This window comes from Kitasatospora sp. CM 4170, from assembly GCF_032110285.1.
In the GTDB taxonomy this organism is placed as follows: Bacteria; Actinomycetota; Actinomycetes; order Streptomycetales; family Streptomycetaceae; genus Kitasatospora; species Kitasatospora aburaviensis.
On sequence record NZ_CP134877.1, the window covers coordinates 3,621,796 to 3,641,898 of the forward strand.

Genomic DNA, 20,103 nt, shown 5'->3' on the forward strand with positions numbered 1-20,103 from the left:
CGCGCGGCCGGCCACGGGGGGAGCCACACATGATCAAGCTGTTCTCGCGTCAGACGGATCGGGAGGACTCGCCCGTCCCGGCCACAACGGCTCCGACGGGAGCCGCCACAACCGCCGCAACCGCCACAACCACGGCAGCCACCTCAGCCACGGACGACGACGACCTTCGCTCCATACCGGTCCCCGAAGCACCGTACGACTACGCCCACTTCAGCCGACTGGCCGGTCCCACCACCGAACCGAGCACCGTCACCACACCAACCGCAACCACCGCAACCACCACAACCACCGCACCCGGGGCCACGCACCCCTACCGCGTCCAGTACCGCAGCCTGCTGCGACGCGAGCCGCACCGCCTCCGAGCGGCGCTGCTCCTGCTCGCCGCCCCCGTCGTCGAGGCGGTGCTCCTGGTCTGGCTGCTGCTCCCCGGGCACTGGCCGGTCCGACCCGGGGAGACGCACACCTGGCTGCTGGTCGGCGACAAGGTGATGGTCGGGATCATCGCGGTGGTCGAGGTGTTCCGGCTGGTCAACGTCGTCTCCAACACCCACGCGACGCTGGTCGCCCGCGACCCCGTGCCGGTCACACCGGAGGCGGGCACCAGGGTCGCGTTCCTCACCACCTGCGTGCCGGGCAAGGAGCCGCCGGAGATGGTGCGGGCCACCCTCACCGCCGCGCTGGCCGTCCGGCACGACGGACCGTACGACGTCTGGCTGTTGGACGAGGGAAACGATCCTGCGATGCGGGCCCTCTGCGGCGAGCTGGGCGCGTACCACTTCAGCCGGCGCGGGATCGAGCGGTGGAACCAGCCCAAGGGCCGGTTTCGCGCCAAGACCAAGCACGGCAACTACAACAGCTGGCTCCAGTCCCACGGCGCCGACTACGACTTCTGGGTCTCGGTGGACACCGACCACGTGCCGCTGCCCGAGCTCTGCGAGCGGATGCTCGGCTACTTCCGCGACCCTGACGTGGCGTTCGTGGTCGGACCGCAGGTGTACGGGAACTACCGCAGCTCCGGCTCGGCCGTCACCAAGTTCTCGGAGAGCCAGCAGTTCCTCTTCCACGCGCTGATCCAGCGGGCCGGAAACCGCTACGGGGCACCGATGTTCGTCGGCACCAACAACGCCGTCCGGATCACCGCGCTGCAGTCGATCGGCGGTCTGTACGACTCGATCACCGAGGACATGGCCACCGGCCTGGAGTTCCACCGCCGCCGCAACCCGGCCACCGGCGCGCGCTGGAAGTCGGTCTACACGCCGGACGTGCTGGCGGTCGGCGAGGGGCCCTCGTCCTGGACGGACTTCTTCTCCCAGCAGCTGCGATGGAGCCGGGGCACCTACGAGACGCTGCTCACCCAGTACTGGCGGGCGGTCTGGCGGCTCTCGCCCGGCCGGCTGCTCAACTACACGCTGATGGTCTGCTTCTACCCGATGGCGGCGCTGACCTGGTTACTGGGCGGGGTGTCCAGCGTGCTCTACCTGGGCTTCGGCGCCTCCGGCGTCCACGTCTCGTCCGAGATCTGGATGATGCTGTACAGCGACGCGGCCGCCCTGCAGGTCCTGCTCTACACCTGGAACCGCAAGCACAACGTGAGCCCGCACGAGCCGGCCGGGTCGTCCGGGGTGGCGGGCATGGTGATGTCGGCGCTCTGCGGGCCGATCTACGCAGCATCGTTTCTGCAGGCGGCGCTTCGTCGGCGCAGCCGCTTCGTGGTGACGCCCAAGGGCGATTCGGCCAGCCCGGACCGGCTGTCGACGTTCAGGATCCACCTCTTCTGGGCGCTGGTGTTCGGCGGCGCCGTCACCGCCTCGTTCTTCACCGGCCACGACCACGCGGCCATGCGCACGTGGGCCTGCCTGGCGCTCTTCCTCAGCCTGCTGCCGATGCTGGTGCTGGCCGCGGACGCCGTCCGCCGACGCCGGGCCCGTCCCACCTCGACCCTCTCGGTCACCGGCGTCACCCCCGCACCGGCCGCCACGCCGAGAGTCCCACCCCAGGGCCGCACCGCCCCCACCGGCTCCCCCACCGGCACTGCCCCCGCTGCCACGGCCCCCGCCGCCACGGCGCCCACCGCCCGCTGAACCCGAACCCGCAGCACGAGGGGACCAACCATCGTGAAGATCCGCAACGCCGGCCGCACCAGGCGCTTCGCCCTCGGCAGCACGGTCGCGCTGACCGTGGCCGGGATGAACGCGCCGGCCGTGCTCGGCTTCGCCAATGAGCAGTACCACCAGTACGTGATCAACCGCGCCGAGTACAAGGCCGAGTACGGCCACTGGCAGACCGTCGTCCTGCCCGCCGAGTTCCGGATCAACGCCATCCACGCCACCCTGCTGCGGACCGGCAAGATCCTGATCATCGCCGGCTCCGGCAACGACCAACGGCAGTTCGACGCGGGCAGCTTCAAGAGTCTGCTCTGGGATCCGGCCAAGAACACGTACAAGCCGGTCCCGACCCCGGCCGACATGTTCTGCGGCGGCCACACCGCGCTCCCGGACGGACGGCTGCTGGTGGCCGGCGGCACCGTGCGCTACGAGGCGCTGGACGGCGCCGTGAAGAAGGCGGCCGGCACCATGCGGGTCCGCAACGAGAATCCCGATGCCGCCCGCACCTTCCCCAAGGGCACGGTGTTCACCGCGCCGAACGGCCGCGCGTACGTGTCCACCGCCGCGGTCACCGTCCCGGCGGCGGTCAAGACCGGTGCCGGGGACCGGACGGTCGTCACCGCGAGCGAGCAGCACGTCTTCGTCGAGGCGGTGGCGGCGGGGGCCGACTACGTCGCAGACTCCCCCGCCCAGTACACGATCAAGGGCCTGAGCGGCGCCGACGCCCGCAACCTCTACGGCATGGCCGACCGCCTGACGCTGGAGAAGCAGGACTTCCAGGGCATCCGCTCCGCCTTCGAGTTCAACCCGGAGACGGAGCTGTACGAGCCGGTCACCGACATGGCGTACGCCCGCTGGTACCCGACCCTCACCGGGCTCGGCGACGGACGGGTGGTCACCGTCTCCGGGCTCGACGACACCGGGCAGATCCTCAGCGGCAACGACAACGAGATCTACGACCCGGCGAGCAGGACCTGGTCCAAGGCGCCCGACCGCTACTTCCCCACCTACCCGTCGATCTTCCTGACCGCCTCCGGCAAGCTCTTCTACTCGGGCTCCAACGCCGGCTACGGGCCGGCCGACAAGGGCCGGGAGCCGGGGCTCTGGGACCTCAGGGACAACAGCTTCCAACCGGTGCCGGGGCTGCGCGACCCGGCGCTGACCGAGACCTCGTCCTCCGTGTTGCTGCCGCCGGCCCAGGCGCAGAAGGTCATGGTCCTCGGCGGGGGCGGGGTGGGCGAGTCACCGCTGTCCTCCGCCCGGACCGACATCGCCGACCTGTCCGCCCCCAAGCCCGCTTTCACCCCAGGGCCGGACCTCCCGGCGGGCGGCACCCGGTACCTCAACAGCGTGATCCTGCCGGACGACACCGTGTTCACCACCGGCGGCTCCAGCGACTACCGGGGCAAGCACAGGAGCGACCTGCTCAAGGCGCAGGTCTACCACCCGGACACCAACGCCTTCACCACCGCCGCCGAGCCGACCGTCGGCCGGAACTACCACTCCGAGGCCCTGCTGCTGCCCGACGGCCGCGTGGTCGTCCTCGGCTCCAACCCGCTCTTCAACGACCGGGCCGACACCGAGCCGGGCACCTTCGAGCAGCGGATCGAGATCTACACGCCGTCGTACCTGTTCCACGGCGAGCGCCCGCAGCTGACCGGCGCGCCGGAGACCGCCAGGCTCGGCGGGACGATCACGGTCGACTCGCCGAACGCCGGGGGGATCGCCACCGCGAAACTGATCCGGCCGAGCTCGGTGACCCACGCGACCGACGTCGAGCAACGGTCGGTGGCCCTGGACGTCGGTGCCCGCACGGGCGGCGCCGTCGCGCTCACCCTGCCCTCCAACGCCGACCTGCTGCCGCCGGGCTGGTACATGCTGTTCGTGACGGACAGCGCCGGGACCCCGTCGGTGGCACGCTGGATCAAGGTGACGGGCTGAGGCTCGTCCGACAAGGCCCGCAGGCCACAAGGCCCACCGGCACACGGCCTGCAGGCACACGGCCACCAGGCCAACAAGGCCCCGCCGCTCCCACCGGGCGTGCGCTACGCGCCCCCGCGCGCGAGCCCCAGGGCGTACGGCAGCCAGAACTCGCCCGCCCTGGGCTCGCCGCGGCCGCACTCGCCGTCGGACTCGCCGGGGTTCTTGATCCACAGGTAGGCGTCCACGCCCGGCCGGCCGGTGGAGGCGGTGGGCGGCTCGCCGAGCGCACGCCCGGGCGGGTTGCACCAGGCGTCGCCGCCGAGCGGGCCGTTGCCGTTGCGGCTGGTGTCGATGACGAAGGGCTTCCCGCCCAGCGCGGCGGAGAGCTCCGCGCCGTAGGCCGCGTTCCGGTCGGTGGCGTAGAAGTTGGAGACGTTGACCGCGAAGCCGTCCGCCGTGGCGATGCCGGACTTGCGCAGGGCCTCGGCCATCGCGGACGGGTCCTGCGCCCAGCCGGGGTTCCCCGCGTCCAGGTAGACCTTCACCTGCGGACGCTTCTTCAACTCCTGGACGGCGAAGGCCAGCAGGCCGTACCGCTCGGCGGCGGCCGCGCCCTTCACACCGCAGGCGTCCAGGGTGTGCGCGACGGCGTCCGGCTCCAGTACGACCCAGGCCCGGCGGTCCCCGAGCGCCTCGGCCACGCCGGTGATCCAGGAGCGGTAGGCCGCGGCGTCGGCCGCGCCGCCCGCCGAGTACTGGCCGCAGTCGCGGTGCGGGATGTTGTAGGCGACGAAGACCGGGGTGCGGTCCACCGCCGCGGCCCGGCGGCTCACCTGCTCGGCGATGCCCGTGGCCGCCTGGTCCCCGAGCCACTGCGAGGAGGGCTGGGCCGCGATCCTCAGGAGCGTGTCGGCCTCGGCCGTCCGCCCCTGGCCGCGCAGGGCGACGAGCTGCCGGGCGGCCGAGGTCCGGTCCGAGACGTAGAAGGTCTGGCCGGGCAGCTGGGCCAGTCCGGCGGCGGACCCGCCGGCGTCGCCCCCGCCCGCCTGCCCGCCGGCCCCCGCGGAAGCCGATGCACCGCCCGAACCGGTCGCCCCGCCCGATCCGGACGCGCCCCCCGACGCAGCCCCGGCCGAACCGCTCCCCGACGCGCCCCCCGACACGCTGCCGCCCGAACCGCCCGTCGAACCACTGCCGTTGCACCCCGCAACGGCGGCCACCAAGCCCAGCACGGCCGCCCCCGCGGCCAGCCGGAACCCCGGCCCTCGCCCTAACCGGCGCACGTACCGCCCCTCCCCAGACCCGGTCCGGCGACCCGGTCGGAACCCAGCTTCGCACACCGGGTACCGACCGGCAGCCGAGGTCGGTGAACAGCGGACAGCGGCCGTACGTGGACGAGGTGTCGACCCGCCCCGACCGCCTCAGCCCTGCTTGAGGTTCGGCACCTGCCAGTCGATCGGCTCCACGCCGAAGCCGGACAGCGCGTCGTTGATCTGCGAGAACGGGCGGCTGCCGAAGAACAGCTTGGCGGAGAGCGGCGACGGGTGCGCGCCCTGGACCACCACGTGCTTCTCGGTGTCGATCAGCGGCAGCTTCTTCTTGGCGTAGTTGCCCCAGAGCACGAAGACGACCGGCTCCTCACGCGCGCTCACCGCCTTGATCACGGCGTCGGTGAACTTCTCCCAGCCCTTGGCCTTGTGCGAGTTGGCCTCGTGCGCGCGCACCGTGAGCACCGCGTTGAGCAGCAGCACGCCCTGCTCGGCCCAGTGCATCAGGTAGCCGTTGTCCGGGGCCGGAACGCCCAGGTCGGCGTCCAGCTCCTTGAAGATGTTGCGCAGCGACGGCGGCGTCTTGGTGCCCGGCAGCACGGAGAAGCTCATGCCGTGGGCCTGGCCGTCGTCGTGGTACGGGTCCTGGCCGAGGACGAGGACGCGGACCTTCTCGTACGGGGTGGCCTCCAGCGCCGAGAACTCCTGCCCCTTGGGCGGGAACACCTGGTGCTGGGCGCGCTCGGCCGCCACGAAGGCCGCCAGCTCGGCGAAGTACGGCTTCTCCGTCTCGGCGCCCAGCACCTCGCGCCAGGACTCGGGCAGCTCCAGCCCGGCACCCGCTCCAGCCTCGACCACGCCCGCCTCGACCGTGTCCGTCACGACATCAACCTCCCACCGGACGGCCGCTCACCGCCGCACCGCCCCGACCTCGGGCGCACCGCGCCGCTTGCGCCGCACGCCCTCTTTCCACACCGAACGCTACACAGACCGACTGACACTTCACTCCGCCGCAGGCCGGTCGGCCCCCGCAGCCCCGTCGTTCGCCTCCGCACCTGCCGCCGCGGCAGCCACCGCGCCTGCCGGGGCGGACCCCGCGGGCGCCACGGACCCCGCAGCCGCCGGGGAGGAGGCCGAAGCGGCGGCCGCGGCCACAGCCCGCTCCACCCGGACGTGCTCGACCACGTTCAGCACCACCAGCACCACCGCCAGGACCGCCAGCACCACGATGGCCGGCAGCCGCACCATCACCGGGACCAGCGCCAGCACCACCGCCGCCGCCACGATCCGGGTGGTCGACATCGCGCGGAACATCATCCACCGGGTGTAGCCGAAGGTCAGCAGGTACAGCCCGCAGCCCCCGTACAGCAGCGCCACCGAGCCGGGGCCGAGCGACTGCCGCGGGTCGGCCACCGTCTCGCCGAAGCCGACCGCCACCGCGATCACCGCCGCCACCAGCGCCAGGTGCCCGTACTGGAAGATCCGGCGGATCATGTCCCGGCGCGAGTCCGCGACGGTGACGGCGTGCCGCATGGCGTCCGCCGCGTGGACGAAGTACTGCCACCAGAGCCCGCAGGAGATGGTGAACGCCAGGGCCACCGCGGCGAGTTCGACCGCGTCCAGGCGCGCCGCGGCGGCCGTGGCGCCGATCCCGACGATCGACTCGCCGAGCGCCACCAGCAGGAAGAGCGCGAACCGCTCCGGCATGTGGGACGGGTGGTAGGCCACCCGGGCCAGCCGGCTGCGGAAGATCAGCGGGGCGGAAAGGTCGCAGGCCGCCGCGAGCGCCCAGAGCGCCGTCCGCGGCCCCTCCGGCAGCAGCCCGCCGGCCAGCAGCAGCGGGCCGCTGACCAGCACGCCCACCCCGTACGGCCCGCGCCAGACGCCCGGGATGCGGATCAGCACCAGCAGCAGCACCACCCGGGCCGCCCAGTACCCGGCCCCGAGCAGCAGGCCCCGGCCCTCGTACGCGGCGGGCACGGCCAGCGCCATGAAGAGGCCGGCCAGGCCGACCGCGAGGATGCCGATCCGGCCCTTCGGGGTGTCCACGTCCCGGATGTTGGCCTGCACGGTGGTGCCGACCCAGCACCAGTACACGGGGACGAAGACGACCAGGGCCCGGGCGACCCCGACCCAGTCGTGGTGGTGGTGCAGCAGGCCGGAGACCTGGGTGATCGCGAAGACGAAGACCAGGTCGAAGTAGAGCTCCGCCCAGGTGACGCGTTTCTCCTCGACCCGGCCCGGGCCGGCCTCCGCCTCCGTCACCCCGGTCGCCGCCCCGGTCGGCGCGGCGGCCCCGGCCGTCGCGGCCGACGGTGCGCCCGTCCCGCCCGTCGTGTCCGGCCCCCCGGCCGGCTCCCCCGTCGTTGTGCTCATCCGCCCCTCCTCGGCGACCACGGACGCACCGTGCACGGACTCACCCCGCACAGCGCGCGGGCCCTCCCCCGGCCGGACGGCCGGGAGAGGGCCCGAACAACAGAACGAACGCTAGATCAGTTCGACCAGGTCCGCGACGGAGTTGACCACCCGCGTCGGCCGGTACGGGAAACGCTCCACGTCGGCGGCGGCGGTGAGACCGGTGAGGACCAGGATGGTCTCCATGCCCGCCTCCATGCCCGCCACGATGTCGGTGTCCATCCGGTCGCCGATCATGACGGCGGACTCCGAGTGGGCGCCGGCCGTGTTGAGCGCCTCGCGCATCATCAGCGGGTTGGGCTTGCCCACGAAGTAGGGCTCGACACCGGTCGCCTTGGTGATCAGCGCGGCGACCGACCCGGTGGCCGGCAGCACGCCCTCGGTGGACGGGCCGGTCTCGTCCGGGTTGGTGCAGATGAACCGGGCGCCCTGGTTGATCAGCCGGATCGCCTTGGTGAGCGCCTCGAAGCTGTAGGTGCGGGTCTCGCCGAGGACGACGTAGTCCGGGTTGTTGTCGGTCAGCACGTAGCCGGCCTGGTAGAGCGCGGTGGTGAGGCCCGCCTCGCCGATCACGTACGCGGTGCCGCCCGGACGCTGGCCCTTGAGGAACTGCGCGGTGGCCAGGGCCGACGTCCAGATGGACTCCTCCGGCACGTCCAGGCCCATGCCGGCCAGCCGGGCGCTGAGGTCGCGCGGGGTGTAGATCGAGTTGTTGGTGAGCACCAGGAACGGCTTGCCGGACTCGCGCAGCCGGCGCAGGAACTCCTCCGCGCCGGGGATCGGCGTGCCCTCGTGGATGAGGACCCCGTCCATGTCGGTCAGCCAGGACTCGATGGGCTTGCGGTCTGCCACGTGCGTGTCTCCCGAAGTCTTGCAACGTCTTGCGATGGTCGTACGAACCTTCGGCGCACCGCCGTCACCGTTGCGCCTCCCACCGGCCGGACCCTCCCCGGGGCACCGGACCGCCGGGGGTACTGCTGGCTGCCCCAACGGGGCACAGCCTAATCCGCACGCCAGGCCCACGACAGCGCGGTCCCGGTCTCCGGACCGGTCGACCGGGGACCGGGACGGCGAACCGCCCTCCGTGCCCGGAAACCCGCCCGGCACCGCGCCTGCCTCAAGGACTCCTTAAGCAGCCCCTAACCGCACTGATGACCCCTCAGTACGGCCGCCCCGCCGGTCTAGCGTGAGCGGCACCACCCTCACCGCACTCCTCGGAGGAGTCCCCTGCCATGCCCGTGCGCCGCCGTTTCCCCGCCGCCGTCCTCACCCTCACCGCCACCGGCCTCGCCGTCGGTCTGACCGGCGCCCCGGCCGCCGCCCACGGCTCGATGCAGAACCCGCTCAGCCGGGTCGAGGGCTGCTACCTGGAGGGGGCCGAGCACCCGAAGTCGGCGGCCTGCACGGCGGCCGTGGCCACCGGCGGCACCGCGGCGCTGTACGACTGGATGAGCCTGCGGATCGGCGACGCCGCCGGCCGCCACCGGGAGCTCATCCCGGACGGGAAGCTGTGCAGCGCCGGCTCGGACACCTACCGGGGCCTGGACCTGCCGCGCGCCGACTGGCCGGCCACCAACCTCACCTCGGGGGCCGACTTCACCTTCCGCTACCGCGCCACCGCCCCCCACAAGGGCACCTTCCAGCTCTACATCACCAACGGCAGCTACTCCCCCACCAAGCCGCTGACCTGGGCGAACCTGGAGCCGCAGCCCTTCCTCACGGTCACCGACCCGCAGCTCGTGGACGGCTCGTACGTGCTGCCGGGCAAGGTCCCGGCCGGCAAGACCGGGCGCCAGCTGATCTACGCCATCTGGCAGCGCTCGGACAGCCCGGAGGCGTTCTACTCCTGCTCGGACGTCGTCTTCGACGGCAGCGGTGCGAACCCCGGCACCAACACCGGCACCGGCGGCTCCCCCGTGCCGACCGGCGGTGCCACGGCCACCACACCCACCACACCCACCACGGCCGGCGGCCACGACCACGGCCACGCCCCCGCCCCGACCGCCCCCGCCCCGGCCGGCGGCGCCACCGCCCCCACCGCGGCGCCCGTCCCCGCCTCCGCCGGCACACCGGCCGCCCCGGCCGCCCCGGCCACTCCGACCACCGCACCCACCGCCCCCACGCCCACCGCCCCCGCGCCCGCGGTGCCGACCCCCACCGGCACCGCGGGCACCCCGGTCGCCGCCGGCGCCGCCGGCACCACCCCCGCGACGACGGCCGCCGCACCCGACCAGCTCGCGCAGACCGGCTCGGACCGCTCCCTCGGCATCCTCGCCTCCGTCGGCTCCGCCTTCCTCCTCGCCGGCGCCACCGTCGCCGTCCTCCACCGGCAGCGCCGCCGCCGGGCCCACGCCCGCTGAGTCCGGGTACCACCACCGAGCCCGGGTGCGGCAGCGGACCGTGGCCGGGCCGCCCCGGGCGCGGCCGTGCCCGGGCCGCCCCGGCCACGAGCGGAGGCGTTCCCGACCTCGCCGCCGAAACCCGGGCCAATCGGACGCAGCGTGATTGAGTAGGGCGCATGAGCCCCTCCTCGCGCCCCCTCGCCCAGCACGACGGCCCCTTCCGGGTCGGCCTGATCGGCTACGGCCTGGCCGGCTCCGCCTTCCACGCCCCGCTGATCGCCACCACCCCGGGCCTGCGGCTGGACGCGGTGGTCACCGCCAACCCCGAACGCCGCGCGCAGCTGCTCCGGGAGCACCCCGACACCCGCGTCGTCGACACCCCCGAGCAGCTGCTCGCCGCCCCGGGCTCGCTCGACCTGGTCGTCATCGCCTCCCCCAACCGCACCCACGTGCCGCTCGCCCGGGCGGCGCTGCGCGCCGGGCTGGCGACCGTCGTCGACAAGCCGCTGGCCGCCACCGCCGCCGAGGCGCTGGAGCTCTGCAGCGCGGCCGAGGAGCAGGGCGTGCTGCTCACGGTCTTCCAGAACCGCCGCTGGGACGGCGACTTCCTCACCGCCGCCCGGCTGATCCGCGAGGGCGCGCTCGGCCGGGTGCACCGCTTCGAGTCCCGGTTCGAGCGGTTCCGGCCCAAGCCCAAGGCGGGCTGGCGCGAGCTGGCCGACCCGGCCGAGGTCGGCGGCACGCTCTACGACCTGGGCAGCCACCTGGTCGACCAGGCACTCGCGCTGTTCGGGCCGGTGGAGACGGTGTACGCGGAGATCGACGTCCGCCGGGACGGCGCGGTGGTCGACGACGACGCCTTCCTCGCCCTCACCCACGCCTCCGGCACCCGATCGCACCTGTGGACGAGCGCCATCGCGCCACTGGTCGGCCCCCGGCTCCGGGTGCTCGGCGACGCCGCGGGCTACGTGAAGACCGGCATGGACCCGCAGGAGGCCGACCTGCGCGCCGGCCACCGCCCGGGCGACGAACGCCCGTGGGGCGCCGACGAGCCCGGCCGCTACGGCACCCTCGGTACCGACGAGTCCACCGTCGCGGTCCCCACCGACCCGGGCGACTACCCCGCGTTCTACGCGGGCGTCGCCGCCGCGCTGGCGAACCCCGGCACCCCGCCGCCGGTCGACCCGCGGGACGCCGTCGCCACCCTCGCCGTCCTGGAGGCCGCCCGCGCCTCGGCCGCCACCGGAACGACGGTCCGGCTGGACTGACCCGTGCCCCCGGGGCGCCGAGCCCCCGACCCGCGGTACCCGGTGCCGCGATCGGGGACGGGCCCCGGGCCCCGGGCGGTCAGATCCCGATGATCTCCACTGCCGAGCCCAGGCCGCGGAAGTCCGCGACGTTGCGGGTGTAGAGCGGCAGGCCGTGGGCGGAGGCGACGGCGGCGATCATCAGGTCGATCCGCCGCGGGCGCGGCTGCCGCCCGGCCGCGATGGTGAGCGTGACCAGCGTCCCGTACCGCGCGGCGGCCGCCGCGTCGAAGGGCAGCGGGTCGAAGTCGGCCATCGCCGCACCCAGCACCTCCAGCCGGGCCGCCCGGCTGACCGGGTCGCGCGCCATCGACACGCCCTGCTGCAGCTCGGCGAAGGTGATCGCGGTCAGCTCCGGCACGGCGGGCAGGTCCGCCGGGCTCAGCAGCGCCAGGTCGATGTAGACGCAGGTGTCCAGCACCCCGGCCGGCCGCCGCCGGGGCGCCCTGCGCCGCTCAGCCACGCGGCCGCTCGAAGGGGTCGTCGCCGTCGTCCCCGACCAGCTCCTCGGAGCCGAAGTACTCCTCGGACTCCTTGCGCATCTGGTGGTAGTCGACGCGCGGCAGCTTCACGTGCCGCGCGACCAGCTCCTCCGCCGTGAGCCGTCGCCGGCCCGTCACCGGTCGCAGCTCGGCGACCTCGACCCCGTTCCTGGTGATGTGGAAGGTCTCGCCCGCCTCCACCGCGTCCATCACCGCGGCGGAGTTGTTCCGGAACTCCCGCTGGGTAATCGTCTTCATACCCTCCAAGGTAGCCCCGCGTAGCACCCGTGGCTACAGTGCGGGCAGCAGCCCGCTGGGCCGCCGCGCGAAGAGTGGCGGATCGCACCCTGACGAATCCGCTCCGCGGGAACCCGACAGGCCGTACCATCGTCGTCAACGTCGGGAAACGCCCGGAACAGGCCGGCCGGGAGCAGGAGAGGAGCACAGCGTGGAACTCGTCGCGATGCTGCTCGGACTGCTCCGCGTGCTGAGCGGGGACGTGCTCGCCGAGGGCGGCACGCTGACCTCGGTGGCCACCGCCGCAGCCGTGGTGCTGCTGACCGCAGCGGTGGCGGGGGCGCTGGTCGTCGCCCGCCTGCGCGGAGCACGGGCACCGGCCGCCGTACGGAACGGGATGCTGCGCAGGCGCGCGTTCCGGACCGCCTTCCTCCCACAGCGTGATCCGGACGCCCGGGGCAGGCGACGCCCCAGGGCCCCCGGAGCGGCCCCGACGGCCGCGTAGCTCCACCTCTCTCCCCCGCCGAGCGGGCCGCCTGGCCGCTCCGGGGTTCCGAGCGCCGTCCGAACGCGGCCGTCCTCCGCCGATCACTCATGTCACCAGACGCTGAGACCCCGGAGGGCTCGCTCCACCATGTCGCTTTTCGCAGTTCTCGACCCGGCCGTCGGCCTGGCCCACGACGTCGTCGCCGCGCTCGCCACCGTCCTGCCCACGGCGGCGGCGATCGTCCTGTTCACCGTCGGCGTCCGGCTGGCGCTGCACCCGCTGGCCCGGGCCGCGGCGCGCGGCGAGAAGGCGCGGGCCCGGCTCGCGCCGAAGATCTCGGAGCTGAACCGCAAGCACAAGGACCGGCCGGAGAAGCTCCAGGCCGCGCTGGCCGAGCTGTACAAGGAGGAGAAGGCCTCGCCGTTCGCGGGGTGCCTGCCGATGCTGGTGCAGATCCCGTTCTTCTCGGTGATGTACCGGCTGTTCACCACCCCGAACGACCTGCTCGGCCACACCCTCTTCGGCGTCCCACTCGGCCTGCACGTGGGCAGCGCCCAGGGCGCGGCGCAGTGGGTGGTGTTCGGTCTGCTGTACGCGGCGCTGGCCGGGGTGGCGTACGTCGGGTTCCGGCGCGCCCGCCGTGCGCAGGCGGCGCAGCCCGCCTCCGCGACGCCGCAGCCGGGGCTGGCGTTCCTGCCGTACCTGTCGTTCGGCACCGTGCTGTTCGCCGCGCTCGTCCCGCTGGCCGCCGGGATCTACCTGCTCACCACCACCGCCTGGTCCGCCGCCGAGCGTGCCTGGCTGCACCGGGGCTCGGCGCCGGTGCCCGCGGTGGCGCTGATCTGACCCGCTGCCCCCCGTTCGGCCCCGGGGCCCCCGGCCGTCCCGGGCCCTCCCTGGCGTGGGGCGGCTCGGGCCTGCCGTCTAGCCTGAGCTGATCATTCAGGTCATTCAGGTCGTCCGCCGGTCGGACCGATGGAGGGAAGTCGTCATGGTGGTCGCTGCTCCGGCGTTGGCCGAGTTGCGGGAGGTCTGCCAGCCGCAGGCGAAGCTGCAGAGCCGCAACGGGGAGCACTGGGCGGGCCGCCTCTACATGCGCCGCATCTCGCTGCGGACCACCCGGCAGCTGGTCCGCACCTCGGTGTCGCCGAACACGCTGACCTGGCTGATGGTGGTCTGCGGGGTGGGCGCCGGTGCCGCGCTGATGATCCCGGGGCTGACGGGTGCCGTGCTGGCGGCCGTGCTGTTCCAGGGCTTCCTGCTGTTCGACTGCGTCGACGGCGAGGTGGCTCGCTGGAAGCGACAGTTCAGCACCGCGGGGGTGTACGTCGACCGGCTCGGCGCGTACCTCGCCGATGCCGCGCTGATGATCGGGGCCGGCGTGCGGGCCGCGCGCGGGGGCTCGGAGCTGTGGGTCTCGGTCGGGCTGGCGACCGCGCTGGGCGTGGTGCTGCTGAAGGCCTCGACCGACCTGGTGGACGTCGCACGGGCGCGCAGCGGCATGGCGCCGGCCGACGAGGAGTCGACGCAGCCGCGCTCCCAGGGCATCGCCACCGCGCGCCGGCTGGCCTCGATATTCAAGATCCACCGGGTGACCAACGGCATCGAGGCCTCGCTGGTCCTGCTCGCCACGGCAGTGGCGGACGCGGCGGTCGGCGACATCGGCCCGACCCGGTACGCACTCGCGGCCATCGCGGTGATCACCTGGGGGATGGTGGTGGCGCACCTCGCGTCGATCCTGTCCTCGTCGCGGCTGCGCTGAGCCCGGCAGGTTCCCCCGCTGCCCCCGGAAGCGCGCTTCCGGGGGCAGCGGCGTTCCGGCTCAGACCTTCTTGAAGCACATCGTGTAGTCGACGCCCTTGCTGCGGTCGACCTTGATGCCGTAGTCGAAGGCGGCGCCGCAGCTCTTGTCGGGGCCGTAGAGCTTGTCGGCCATCTTGTACTGGGCCTCGGAGGACTTGCAGTCGACGATCGTCGGCACCGGCGAGCCCTGCGGGTCCTGGATCTTCACGCAATCGCCGACGTTCGGGTCGTGCGTCTTGTTCTCCGCGGCCTGCGCGGACTGCGTGGCGGCGGCCTTGGCCTTGCCGCCGTTGGGGTCGGTGTTGTACTTCCACACGTACCAGGCGCCGCCGCCGAAGACGGCCAGGACGATCACGATCGGGAGGACGGCCTGCAGCGGGCTCCGGCGCTGCCGCGGGCGCTGCAGAGGCTGGGGGGCCGGCGGCTGGGCGCCGTACGGGGGCTGGGGCTGGGCGTACTGCGGCTGCGGCGGCTGCGGCGGCTGCGCGTACGGGGGCTGCTGTCCGTAGGCGGGGGGCTGGCCGTACGCGGGCTGGGGCGGCGGCGGAGCGTAGCCGTAGGGCTGCTGCGGCGGGTGGTTCTGGTACGGCGGCGGTGCGGACATGGTGTTGAGAGGTCCCCGTGGTCGATGACATGAGCGGTGGTCAACGTGCCGTTGACCGGTGCAGGTTACCCGGCCACAGATCAGTGATCACACCGGCCCCGATTGCGCGCGGACACCCTGTCCGAGCAGGCGGCGAGCGGTAAGTTGTGCACGGCGAGGCGCGGTTGGCGGGCGAGGGGGCGGGAATGCAGGCGGGCGATGTCCTGGACGACCGGTACGAGCTGATCGAGACGATCGGTGAAGGCGCGTTCGGGGTGGTGTGGAAGGCCCGCGACGCCCGGATCCAGCGCCACGTCGCCGTCAAGGTCATGCAGCAGGGCGGGAACACGGCCAAGGACGTGGCCCGCTTCGTGCGCGAGGTGGCCACGGCCGGAGCGCTCAACCACCCGCACATCGTCACGGTGCACGATTTCGGCGAGCACCGGAGCGCAGGCCGGCCGGTGTTCTACCTGGTCATGGAACTGCTCGACGGCGCCCAGCTGAACGAGAGCCTGGCTCGCGGGGTTCCGCCGCTGGCCCGTTCGCTGGCGTGGGCGTCGCAGATCGCCGACGCGCTCGCCGTGGCCCACGGGGCGGGCGTGGTCCACCGGGACATCAAGCCGGCCAACGTGATGGTGCTGGCCTCAGGTTCGGTGAAGGTGGTGGACTTCGGCATCGCCCGGACCGAGGCCGCGGACGACGGCGTGACCAGCACGCACGCAATCATCGGGACTCCGGCGTACATGGCTCCGGAGCGCTTCGAAGGGAAGGGGCTCGACGCCCGATCGGACCTCTACGCCTTCGGCTGCCTGCTGTACGAGCTGTGCACCGGCCGGCCCCCCTTCCGTGGTGGCGTCTTCGAGTTGATGCGGCTGCACGGCACGGTCGCCCCCGCACCGCCGAGCGAGCTCCGGGACGCGATCCCGGCGGAGGTCGACCGGCTCGTCCTGGAGTTGCTGGCCAAAGACCCGGCCCAGCGGCCGTCCGGCGCCGACCAGGTCGCGGTTCGCTTGCGCGCGGCCGCGTGGTCGCTGGCCAACCCGGCACCCGCGTACACGCCGACGGTGCGCGACACCTCGATCAGCGACGACGTGTACGTGCGGAACCGGCGGGACGAGGCGGACGCGCTCTTCGAGGAGACCCGGGCGAAGGCCGCCCAGGCGGCCGCCGAGTTCGAGACCAACCTTGCCAAGCGCCGCGCCCAGGCCGAGGAGGAGGTCCGGGTAGTCCTGGAGGAGGCCAAGAACGAGAGCGCCCAGCTGCGCGCCAAGGCCAACCTCGATGCCCAGAACAAGCGCGGGGAGGCGGACGATCTGTTCGAGCTGACCCGCACCAAGGCCGCCCAGGCCGCGCTGGAGTTCGAGACCAACCTGGCCAAGCGCCGGGAGCAGTCCGAGCGCGACCTGGCCGCCCGTCAGGCCAGAGCGGAGAAGCGCCTGGCAGAGATCGAGCACTTGGCCGAGCAGCTGCGCCTGGAGGCCGAGAAGCTGCGCACCGACGCCGAGCGCCGGGCCCGCCAGACCGTCGAGACGGCCCAGCGCCAGTCCGAGGACATCGTGGCCGACGCCAACGCCAAGGCCGACCGGGTCCGCAGCGAATCCGAGCGCGAGCTGGCGGCTCTGACCAACCGCCGCGACAGCCTCAACGCCCAGCTGAACAACGTCCGCGAGATGCTGGCGACGCTGACCGGCGCAGCCGTGGCCGCCGCGGAGCTTCCCCCGCAACAACAGCAGCGCTAGCGCCGGGTAGGCGGGGGCCGGTCAGGAGCCCTTCGGCTGCGCGTTGGTTTCGGCGTCGCGCGGCCGGAGGGATGCGGCCCACGCCTCGCAGACGCCGCCGACGACGGCGGAGAGCAGGATCAGGATCAGGAGTCCGAGCACGGGGAGGCCGTTCGGCGGGGTGGGGGGCGGAGTTCACGCGGCGGCGTCCAGTTCGAACCAGACGGTCTTGCCGCGCTTTTGGGGTTCGGCACCCCAGCGGTGGGTGAGGCCCTCGATCAGCTGGAGGCCGCGGCCGCACTCGGAGTAGCGCGACGGCGTGCACGGCTGGGGGAGGTCGGAGCTGTCGTCGCAGACGGAGACGCGGAGCGTGCCGTCGAGGATGAGGAAGAGGACGACGGGTGAGGTCGTCCGGCCGTGTCGCCAGGCGTTGACGATCAGTTCGGCGAGGGCGAGTTCGGCGTCCGCGATGAGGTCGGGGTGCCAGCCGGAGCGGTCCATGGCCGAGCGGAGGGCCTCGCGGGCGACGGCGAGGGAGGGGGAGTTGAGGGAGGCGGAGTTGCGGTTACACACGGGAAATCTCCCTGCGGTGTAGGTGGGGATGCTGACCGGGTGTCGCCGTGAGCCAGCCCGCAATCAGGTGCTCTTCGGCCGCCGGGCGGCGTTACTGACGACCCGTTCGGTGAGCGGTGCAGCACAGACTGTAGAGCACGGGTGGCACATGTGAGGGCACTTCTACCACCATCATTCACTCGATCGACTGATTACTGGACCCGCTGAGGGATCGCGGTGGATGCTTGGGGCATGCCACCACGAACCACCCCGTCAGTCCGACAGGAAAGGGTCGGCGTCGAGCTGCGGAAGATGCGCGACAGCGCCGGCCGCACAACCGCCCAGGCAGCATCCCTGTTCGGGCTCGACCGCACGAAGATCACTCAGATCGAAAAGGGGTACTACCCGGTCACCGCCGAGCGCGTTCGCATGCTCGCCTCCGACTTTCAGGAGAGCGACACCGCCTACGTCGATGCGCTCGCCGCCATGGCCGAGGAGAGGCACAAGGGTTGGTGGGAGGACTACCGCGGCGCCGTGCCGACCGGCTTTCTCGACATCTCGGAGATGGAGTACTTCGCCAACGAGATCAGCACGTACCAGGTCTCGCATGTGCCAGGCGCGATGCAAACGGAAGAGTACGGAAGGGCGATCTTCAACGACGTCTACCCGCCCCTCCCACCACGGTTGCTGGAGGCGCGCGTCGAAAACCGAGTGCAGCGATCCGCAGTGCTGATGAGCGAGAACGGCCGACCCTACTCCGCAGTGGTTCACGAGGCCGCCCTGCGAATGCTGTTCGGCGGCCGCGATGCCGCCAAGCGACAACTCGACAGGCTGCTTGACTATGCGGAGATGCCGCACGTGACGCTCCGCGTGATCAGCTTCAGCTGCCACGGATTCGTCGGTTCAGGTCAAGGAATCATCCACGCAAAGGGGCCAGTACCCCGCCTCGACACGGTTCAACTCGACGCGGTGGGCGGCCCGGTGTTCCTGCACGAGCAGAAGCAGCTCGACAACTACCGCCACATCATCGAGACGATGACGGGGCGATCACTCACCGAGGCACAGTCACGCGACCTCATCAGGTCCGTCAGAAAGGAGATCTGAGCATGGAAGCACTTCAGTGGAATCGCCCCGAGGCCTGTCAGGACGGCGCGAGCTGCCCCGAGGTGGCCGTCACCGCCGATACCGTCTATCTCCGCAGCAGCATTCGGCCAGACGGCATCGCCCAACTGACTAGGGACGAATGGCGCGATCTCCTCGCCGGGATCCGCAACGGCGAATTCGACGTCTGACCGCGCCACCGACGCCGGAAGGCCGGCGCCCCTTCCGGGGTGCCGGCCTTCTCCGTTCACCGCTCTTCCTCACGCGGCGAGGTGGGGCTCCTCCGTGGGCACCTCTTCCTTCTTCTTGTCCCGCATCACCACGGCCGCCAGGACCGCCGCCGCGAGGACGCCCACCGCGCCCACCGTGAACGTGGTGCTCATCGCCGAGGTGAACGCCTCCCGGGCCGCATGCACCAGACCCGCATCCCCCTTCGCCTCCGCGATCGCCCCCACGATCGACTGCTTGGCCTGCTCCGACGCCCCCGCCGGCATCTCGTCCGCATACCCGCTCGCCAGCAGCGAGCCCAGGATCGCGATGCCCAGCGCCGTCCCCGCCTGCTGGATCGTGTCGTTGAGCGCCGACCCCACGCCCGCCTTCTCCGCCGGGATCTCCCCCATCAGCGCACCGATCGCAGCCGGCATCGCCAGCCCCGCACCGAGCCCCAGCAGCCCGAGCGCCACCGCCGGCACCACGAACGCGGTGTCCGCGTCCACCGTGGTCAGCAGTGCGAACGCACCCGCCATCAGCGCCATCCCGGCCAGCACCAGCGGCCGGTTGCCGATCTTCGCCGTCAGACCCGCCCCCGCACCGTTACCGATCAGCGCGGCCACCGCCAGCGGAACGAAGGCCAGGCCCGCCTTGACCGGCGAGTAGTCCAGCACGAACTGCAGGTACTGGGTCAGGACCAGCAGCAGACCGCCGTTCCCGATCTGCACCAGGGTCAGCGACAGCGATCCGCCGCTGAAGTTGCGCTTCTTGAACAGGGCCAGCGGCACCATCGGCTCGGCCGTCACGTTCTCCCAGACCACGAACCCGACCAGCGCCACGACCGCGACCCCCACGGTGACCAGCGACCGGCCCTCGAACGCGCCGTGCTTCGGAATCTCGATGATCCACCACACCAGCGAGGTCATCCCGACCACCGACAGCACCGCGCCCAGCGGGTCCGGCTTCTGCCACGGCCCCTTGGACTCCGGCATCAGGACGAGCGCCGCCACGATCGCCAGCACCACGACCGGCACGTTGATGAAGAAGATCGAGTGCCAGGAGAAGTGGTCGATCAGCACACCGCCCAGCACCGGGCTGCCCACCAGGCCGAGCATCGACACCGACCCCCAGGCCGCCATCGCCTTGCCGCGCTCGTCCTCCTCGAAGACCGTGATCAGGATCGACAGCGTGGACGGCATGATCAGCGCGCCGCCGATGCCCATCGCCACCCGGGAGGCGATGACCTCGCCCGGGCTGGTGCAGTACGTCGCGGCCAGCGACGCGGCCCCGAACAGCAGCAGACCCATGACCATGATCTTCCGCCGGCCGAACCGGTCACCGAGGCTTCCCGAGGTCAGCAGGAGCCCGGCGAACACCAGGATGTAGGAGTCGAGGATCCACTGCGTGTCCTGCGCGGTCGCCTTCAGGTCCGCGGTCATCGACGGCACCGCCACCGTCAGCGCCATGCTGTCGATCACCAGGACCATCGAGCTGAGGCACAGCACGATCAGGATCCACCAGCGTCGTGGATTGCGGGCTTCCATGGGTGTTCCCCTCCGAGGTGCGTACG

Annotated in this window: 18 protein-coding genes and 2 pseudogenes; 11 read left to right on the top strand and 9 right to left on the bottom strand. The window is 72.4% G+C overall.

Annotation, left to right across the window (positions count from 1 at the left end; genetic code table 11):
• Window positions 1-29 precede the first annotated feature (29 nt).
• Both RMN57_RS15040 and RMN57_RS15045 read left to right on the top strand, forming a co-directional pair.
• Window positions 30-2,081: a cellulose synthase catalytic subunit gene (locus RMN57_RS15040; RefSeq protein WP_313763906.1), complete on the top strand. Its 2,052-nt coding sequence runs from the start codon at window positions 30-32 to the stop codon at window positions 2,079-2,081.
• A 33-nt stretch (window positions 2,082-2,114) separates the two neighbouring features.
• On the top strand, window positions 2,115-4,046 hold the full coding sequence (locus RMN57_RS15045; RefSeq protein ID WP_380233974.1) for a galactose oxidase-like domain-containing protein: 1,932 nt from the start codon (window positions 2,115-2,117) through the stop codon (window positions 4,044-4,046).
• A gap of 104 nt (window positions 4,047-4,150) precedes the next feature.
• Here RMN57_RS15045 and RMN57_RS15050 read toward each other — a convergent pair whose 3' ends face one another.
• The 4 genes from RMN57_RS15050 to RMN57_RS15065 form a co-directional block, all read right to left on the bottom strand.
• Window positions 4,151-5,248, bottom strand: coding sequence for a glycoside hydrolase family 6 protein (locus tag RMN57_RS15050; protein ID WP_313763907.1), 1,098 nt, complete (start codon window positions 5,246-5,248; stop codon window positions 4,151-4,153).
• Between the two features lie 201 nt (window positions 5,249-5,449).
• On the bottom strand, window positions 5,450-6,178 hold the full coding sequence (locus RMN57_RS15055) for a uracil-DNA glycosylase (RefSeq protein ID WP_313763908.1): 729 nt from the start codon (window positions 6,176-6,178) through the stop codon (window positions 5,450-5,452).
• Between the two features lie 120 nt (window positions 6,179-6,298).
• Window positions 6,299-7,672, bottom strand: coding sequence for a low temperature requirement protein A (locus RMN57_RS15060; RefSeq protein WP_313763909.1), 1,374 nt, complete (start codon window positions 7,670-7,672; stop codon window positions 6,299-6,301).
• A gap of 111 nt (window positions 7,673-7,783) precedes the next feature.
• Complete coding sequence (locus RMN57_RS15065) at window positions 7,784-8,563, bottom strand: HAD-IIA family hydrolase (RefSeq protein WP_313763910.1); 780 nt, start codon at window positions 8,561-8,563, stop codon at window positions 7,784-7,786.
• Between the two features lie 380 nt (window positions 8,564-8,943).
• On the opposite strand from RMN57_RS15065, the gene RMN57_RS15070 reads away from it, so the two are divergent.
• Together RMN57_RS15070 and RMN57_RS15075 are read left to right on the top strand one after the other, a co-directional pair.
• The gene (locus RMN57_RS15070; RefSeq protein ID WP_313763911.1) at window positions 8,944-10,071 is read left to right on the top strand and encodes a lytic polysaccharide monooxygenase; all 1,128 of its coding nucleotides are present in this window, start codon (window positions 8,944-8,946) and stop codon (window positions 10,069-10,071) included.
• Between the two features lie 158 nt (window positions 10,072-10,229).
• Window positions 10,230-11,321 carry a Gfo/Idh/MocA family oxidoreductase gene (locus RMN57_RS15075; RefSeq protein WP_313763912.1) on the top strand — a complete coding sequence of 364 codons (1,092 nt, stop codon included), beginning with the start codon at window positions 10,230-10,232 and terminating at the stop codon, window positions 11,319-11,321.
• A gap of 79 nt (window positions 11,322-11,400) precedes the next feature.
• On the opposite strand, the gene RMN57_RS15080 is transcribed toward RMN57_RS15075, so the two are convergent.
• Window positions 11,401-11,823, bottom strand: a complete 423-nt coding sequence (locus RMN57_RS15080) for a type II toxin-antitoxin system VapC family toxin (protein ID WP_313763913.1) — start codon at window positions 11,821-11,823, stop codon at window positions 11,401-11,403.
• Entirely contained in the window at window positions 11,816-12,100 is a 285-nt protein-coding gene (locus tag RMN57_RS15085) for a type II toxin-antitoxin system prevent-host-death family antitoxin (RefSeq protein WP_313763914.1), read from the bottom strand. The genes RMN57_RS15080 and RMN57_RS15085 overlap by 8 nt, the downstream gene beginning before the upstream one ends.
• Before the next feature lie 190 nt (window positions 12,101-12,290).
• Here RMN57_RS15085 and RMN57_RS15090 point away from each other — a divergent pair, with 190 nt between their 5' ends.
• From RMN57_RS15090 to RMN57_RS15100, 3 genes are all read left to right on the top strand, one after another.
• Window positions 12,291-12,584 carry a DUF6412 domain-containing protein gene (locus tag RMN57_RS15090; protein WP_313763915.1) on the top strand — a complete coding sequence of 98 codons (294 nt, stop codon included), beginning with the start codon at window positions 12,291-12,293 and terminating at the stop codon, window positions 12,582-12,584.
• 129 nt (window positions 12,585-12,713) lie between these two features.
• The gene (locus RMN57_RS15095) at window positions 12,714-13,412 is read left to right on the top strand and encodes a YidC/Oxa1 family membrane protein insertase (protein ID WP_313763916.1); all 699 of its coding nucleotides are present in this window, start codon (window positions 12,714-12,716) and stop codon (window positions 13,410-13,412) included.
• Between the two features lie 145 nt (window positions 13,413-13,557).
• Window positions 13,558-14,328, top strand: coding sequence for a CDP-alcohol phosphatidyltransferase family protein (locus RMN57_RS15100; protein WP_313763917.1), 771 nt, complete (start codon window positions 13,558-13,560; stop codon window positions 14,326-14,328).
• 60 nt (window positions 14,329-14,388) lie between these two features.
• Here the strand turns inward: RMN57_RS15100 and RMN57_RS15105 are convergent, their stop codons facing one another.
• Window positions 14,389-14,973: a hypothetical protein gene (locus RMN57_RS15105; protein ID WP_313763918.1), complete on the bottom strand. Its 585-nt coding sequence runs from the start codon at window positions 14,971-14,973 to the stop codon at window positions 14,389-14,391.
• 185 nt (window positions 14,974-15,158) lie between these two features.
• Between RMN57_RS15105 and RMN57_RS15110 the strand changes: the two are divergent.
• Both RMN57_RS15110 and RMN57_RS15115 read left to right on the top strand, forming a co-directional pair.
• Window positions 15,159-15,935: pseudogene (locus RMN57_RS15110) on the top strand (serine/threonine-protein kinase); the annotation flags it as partial.
• A gap of 117 nt (window positions 15,936-16,052) precedes the next feature.
• Window positions 16,053-16,691, top strand: a pseudogene (locus RMN57_RS15115) (cellulose-binding protein); the annotation flags it as partial.
• Between the two features lie 174 nt (window positions 16,692-16,865).
• Here the strand turns inward: RMN57_RS15115 and RMN57_RS15120 are convergent.
• Window positions 16,866-17,243, bottom strand: a complete 378-nt coding sequence (locus RMN57_RS15120; protein WP_313763919.1) for an ATP-binding protein — start codon at window positions 17,241-17,243, stop codon at window positions 16,866-16,868.
• Between the two features lie 231 nt (window positions 17,244-17,474).
• On the opposite strand from RMN57_RS15120, the gene RMN57_RS15125 reads away from it, so the two are divergent.
• Complete coding sequence (locus RMN57_RS15125) at window positions 17,475-18,326, top strand: helix-turn-helix transcriptional regulator (RefSeq protein WP_313763920.1); 852 nt, start codon at window positions 17,475-17,477, stop codon at window positions 18,324-18,326.
• Window positions 18,327-18,328: 2 nt separating this feature from the next.
• Window positions 18,329-18,514, top strand: coding sequence for a DUF397 domain-containing protein (locus RMN57_RS15130; protein WP_313763921.1), 186 nt, complete (start codon window positions 18,329-18,331; stop codon window positions 18,512-18,514).
• Between the two features lie 69 nt (window positions 18,515-18,583).
• Here RMN57_RS15130 and RMN57_RS15135 read toward each other — a convergent pair whose 3' ends face one another.
• A complete protein-coding gene (locus tag RMN57_RS15135; RefSeq protein WP_313763922.1) occupies window positions 18,584-20,077 on the bottom strand; it encodes an MFS transporter in 1,494 nt (497 codons plus the stop codon).
• Window positions 20,078-20,103: the final 26 nt, after the last annotated feature.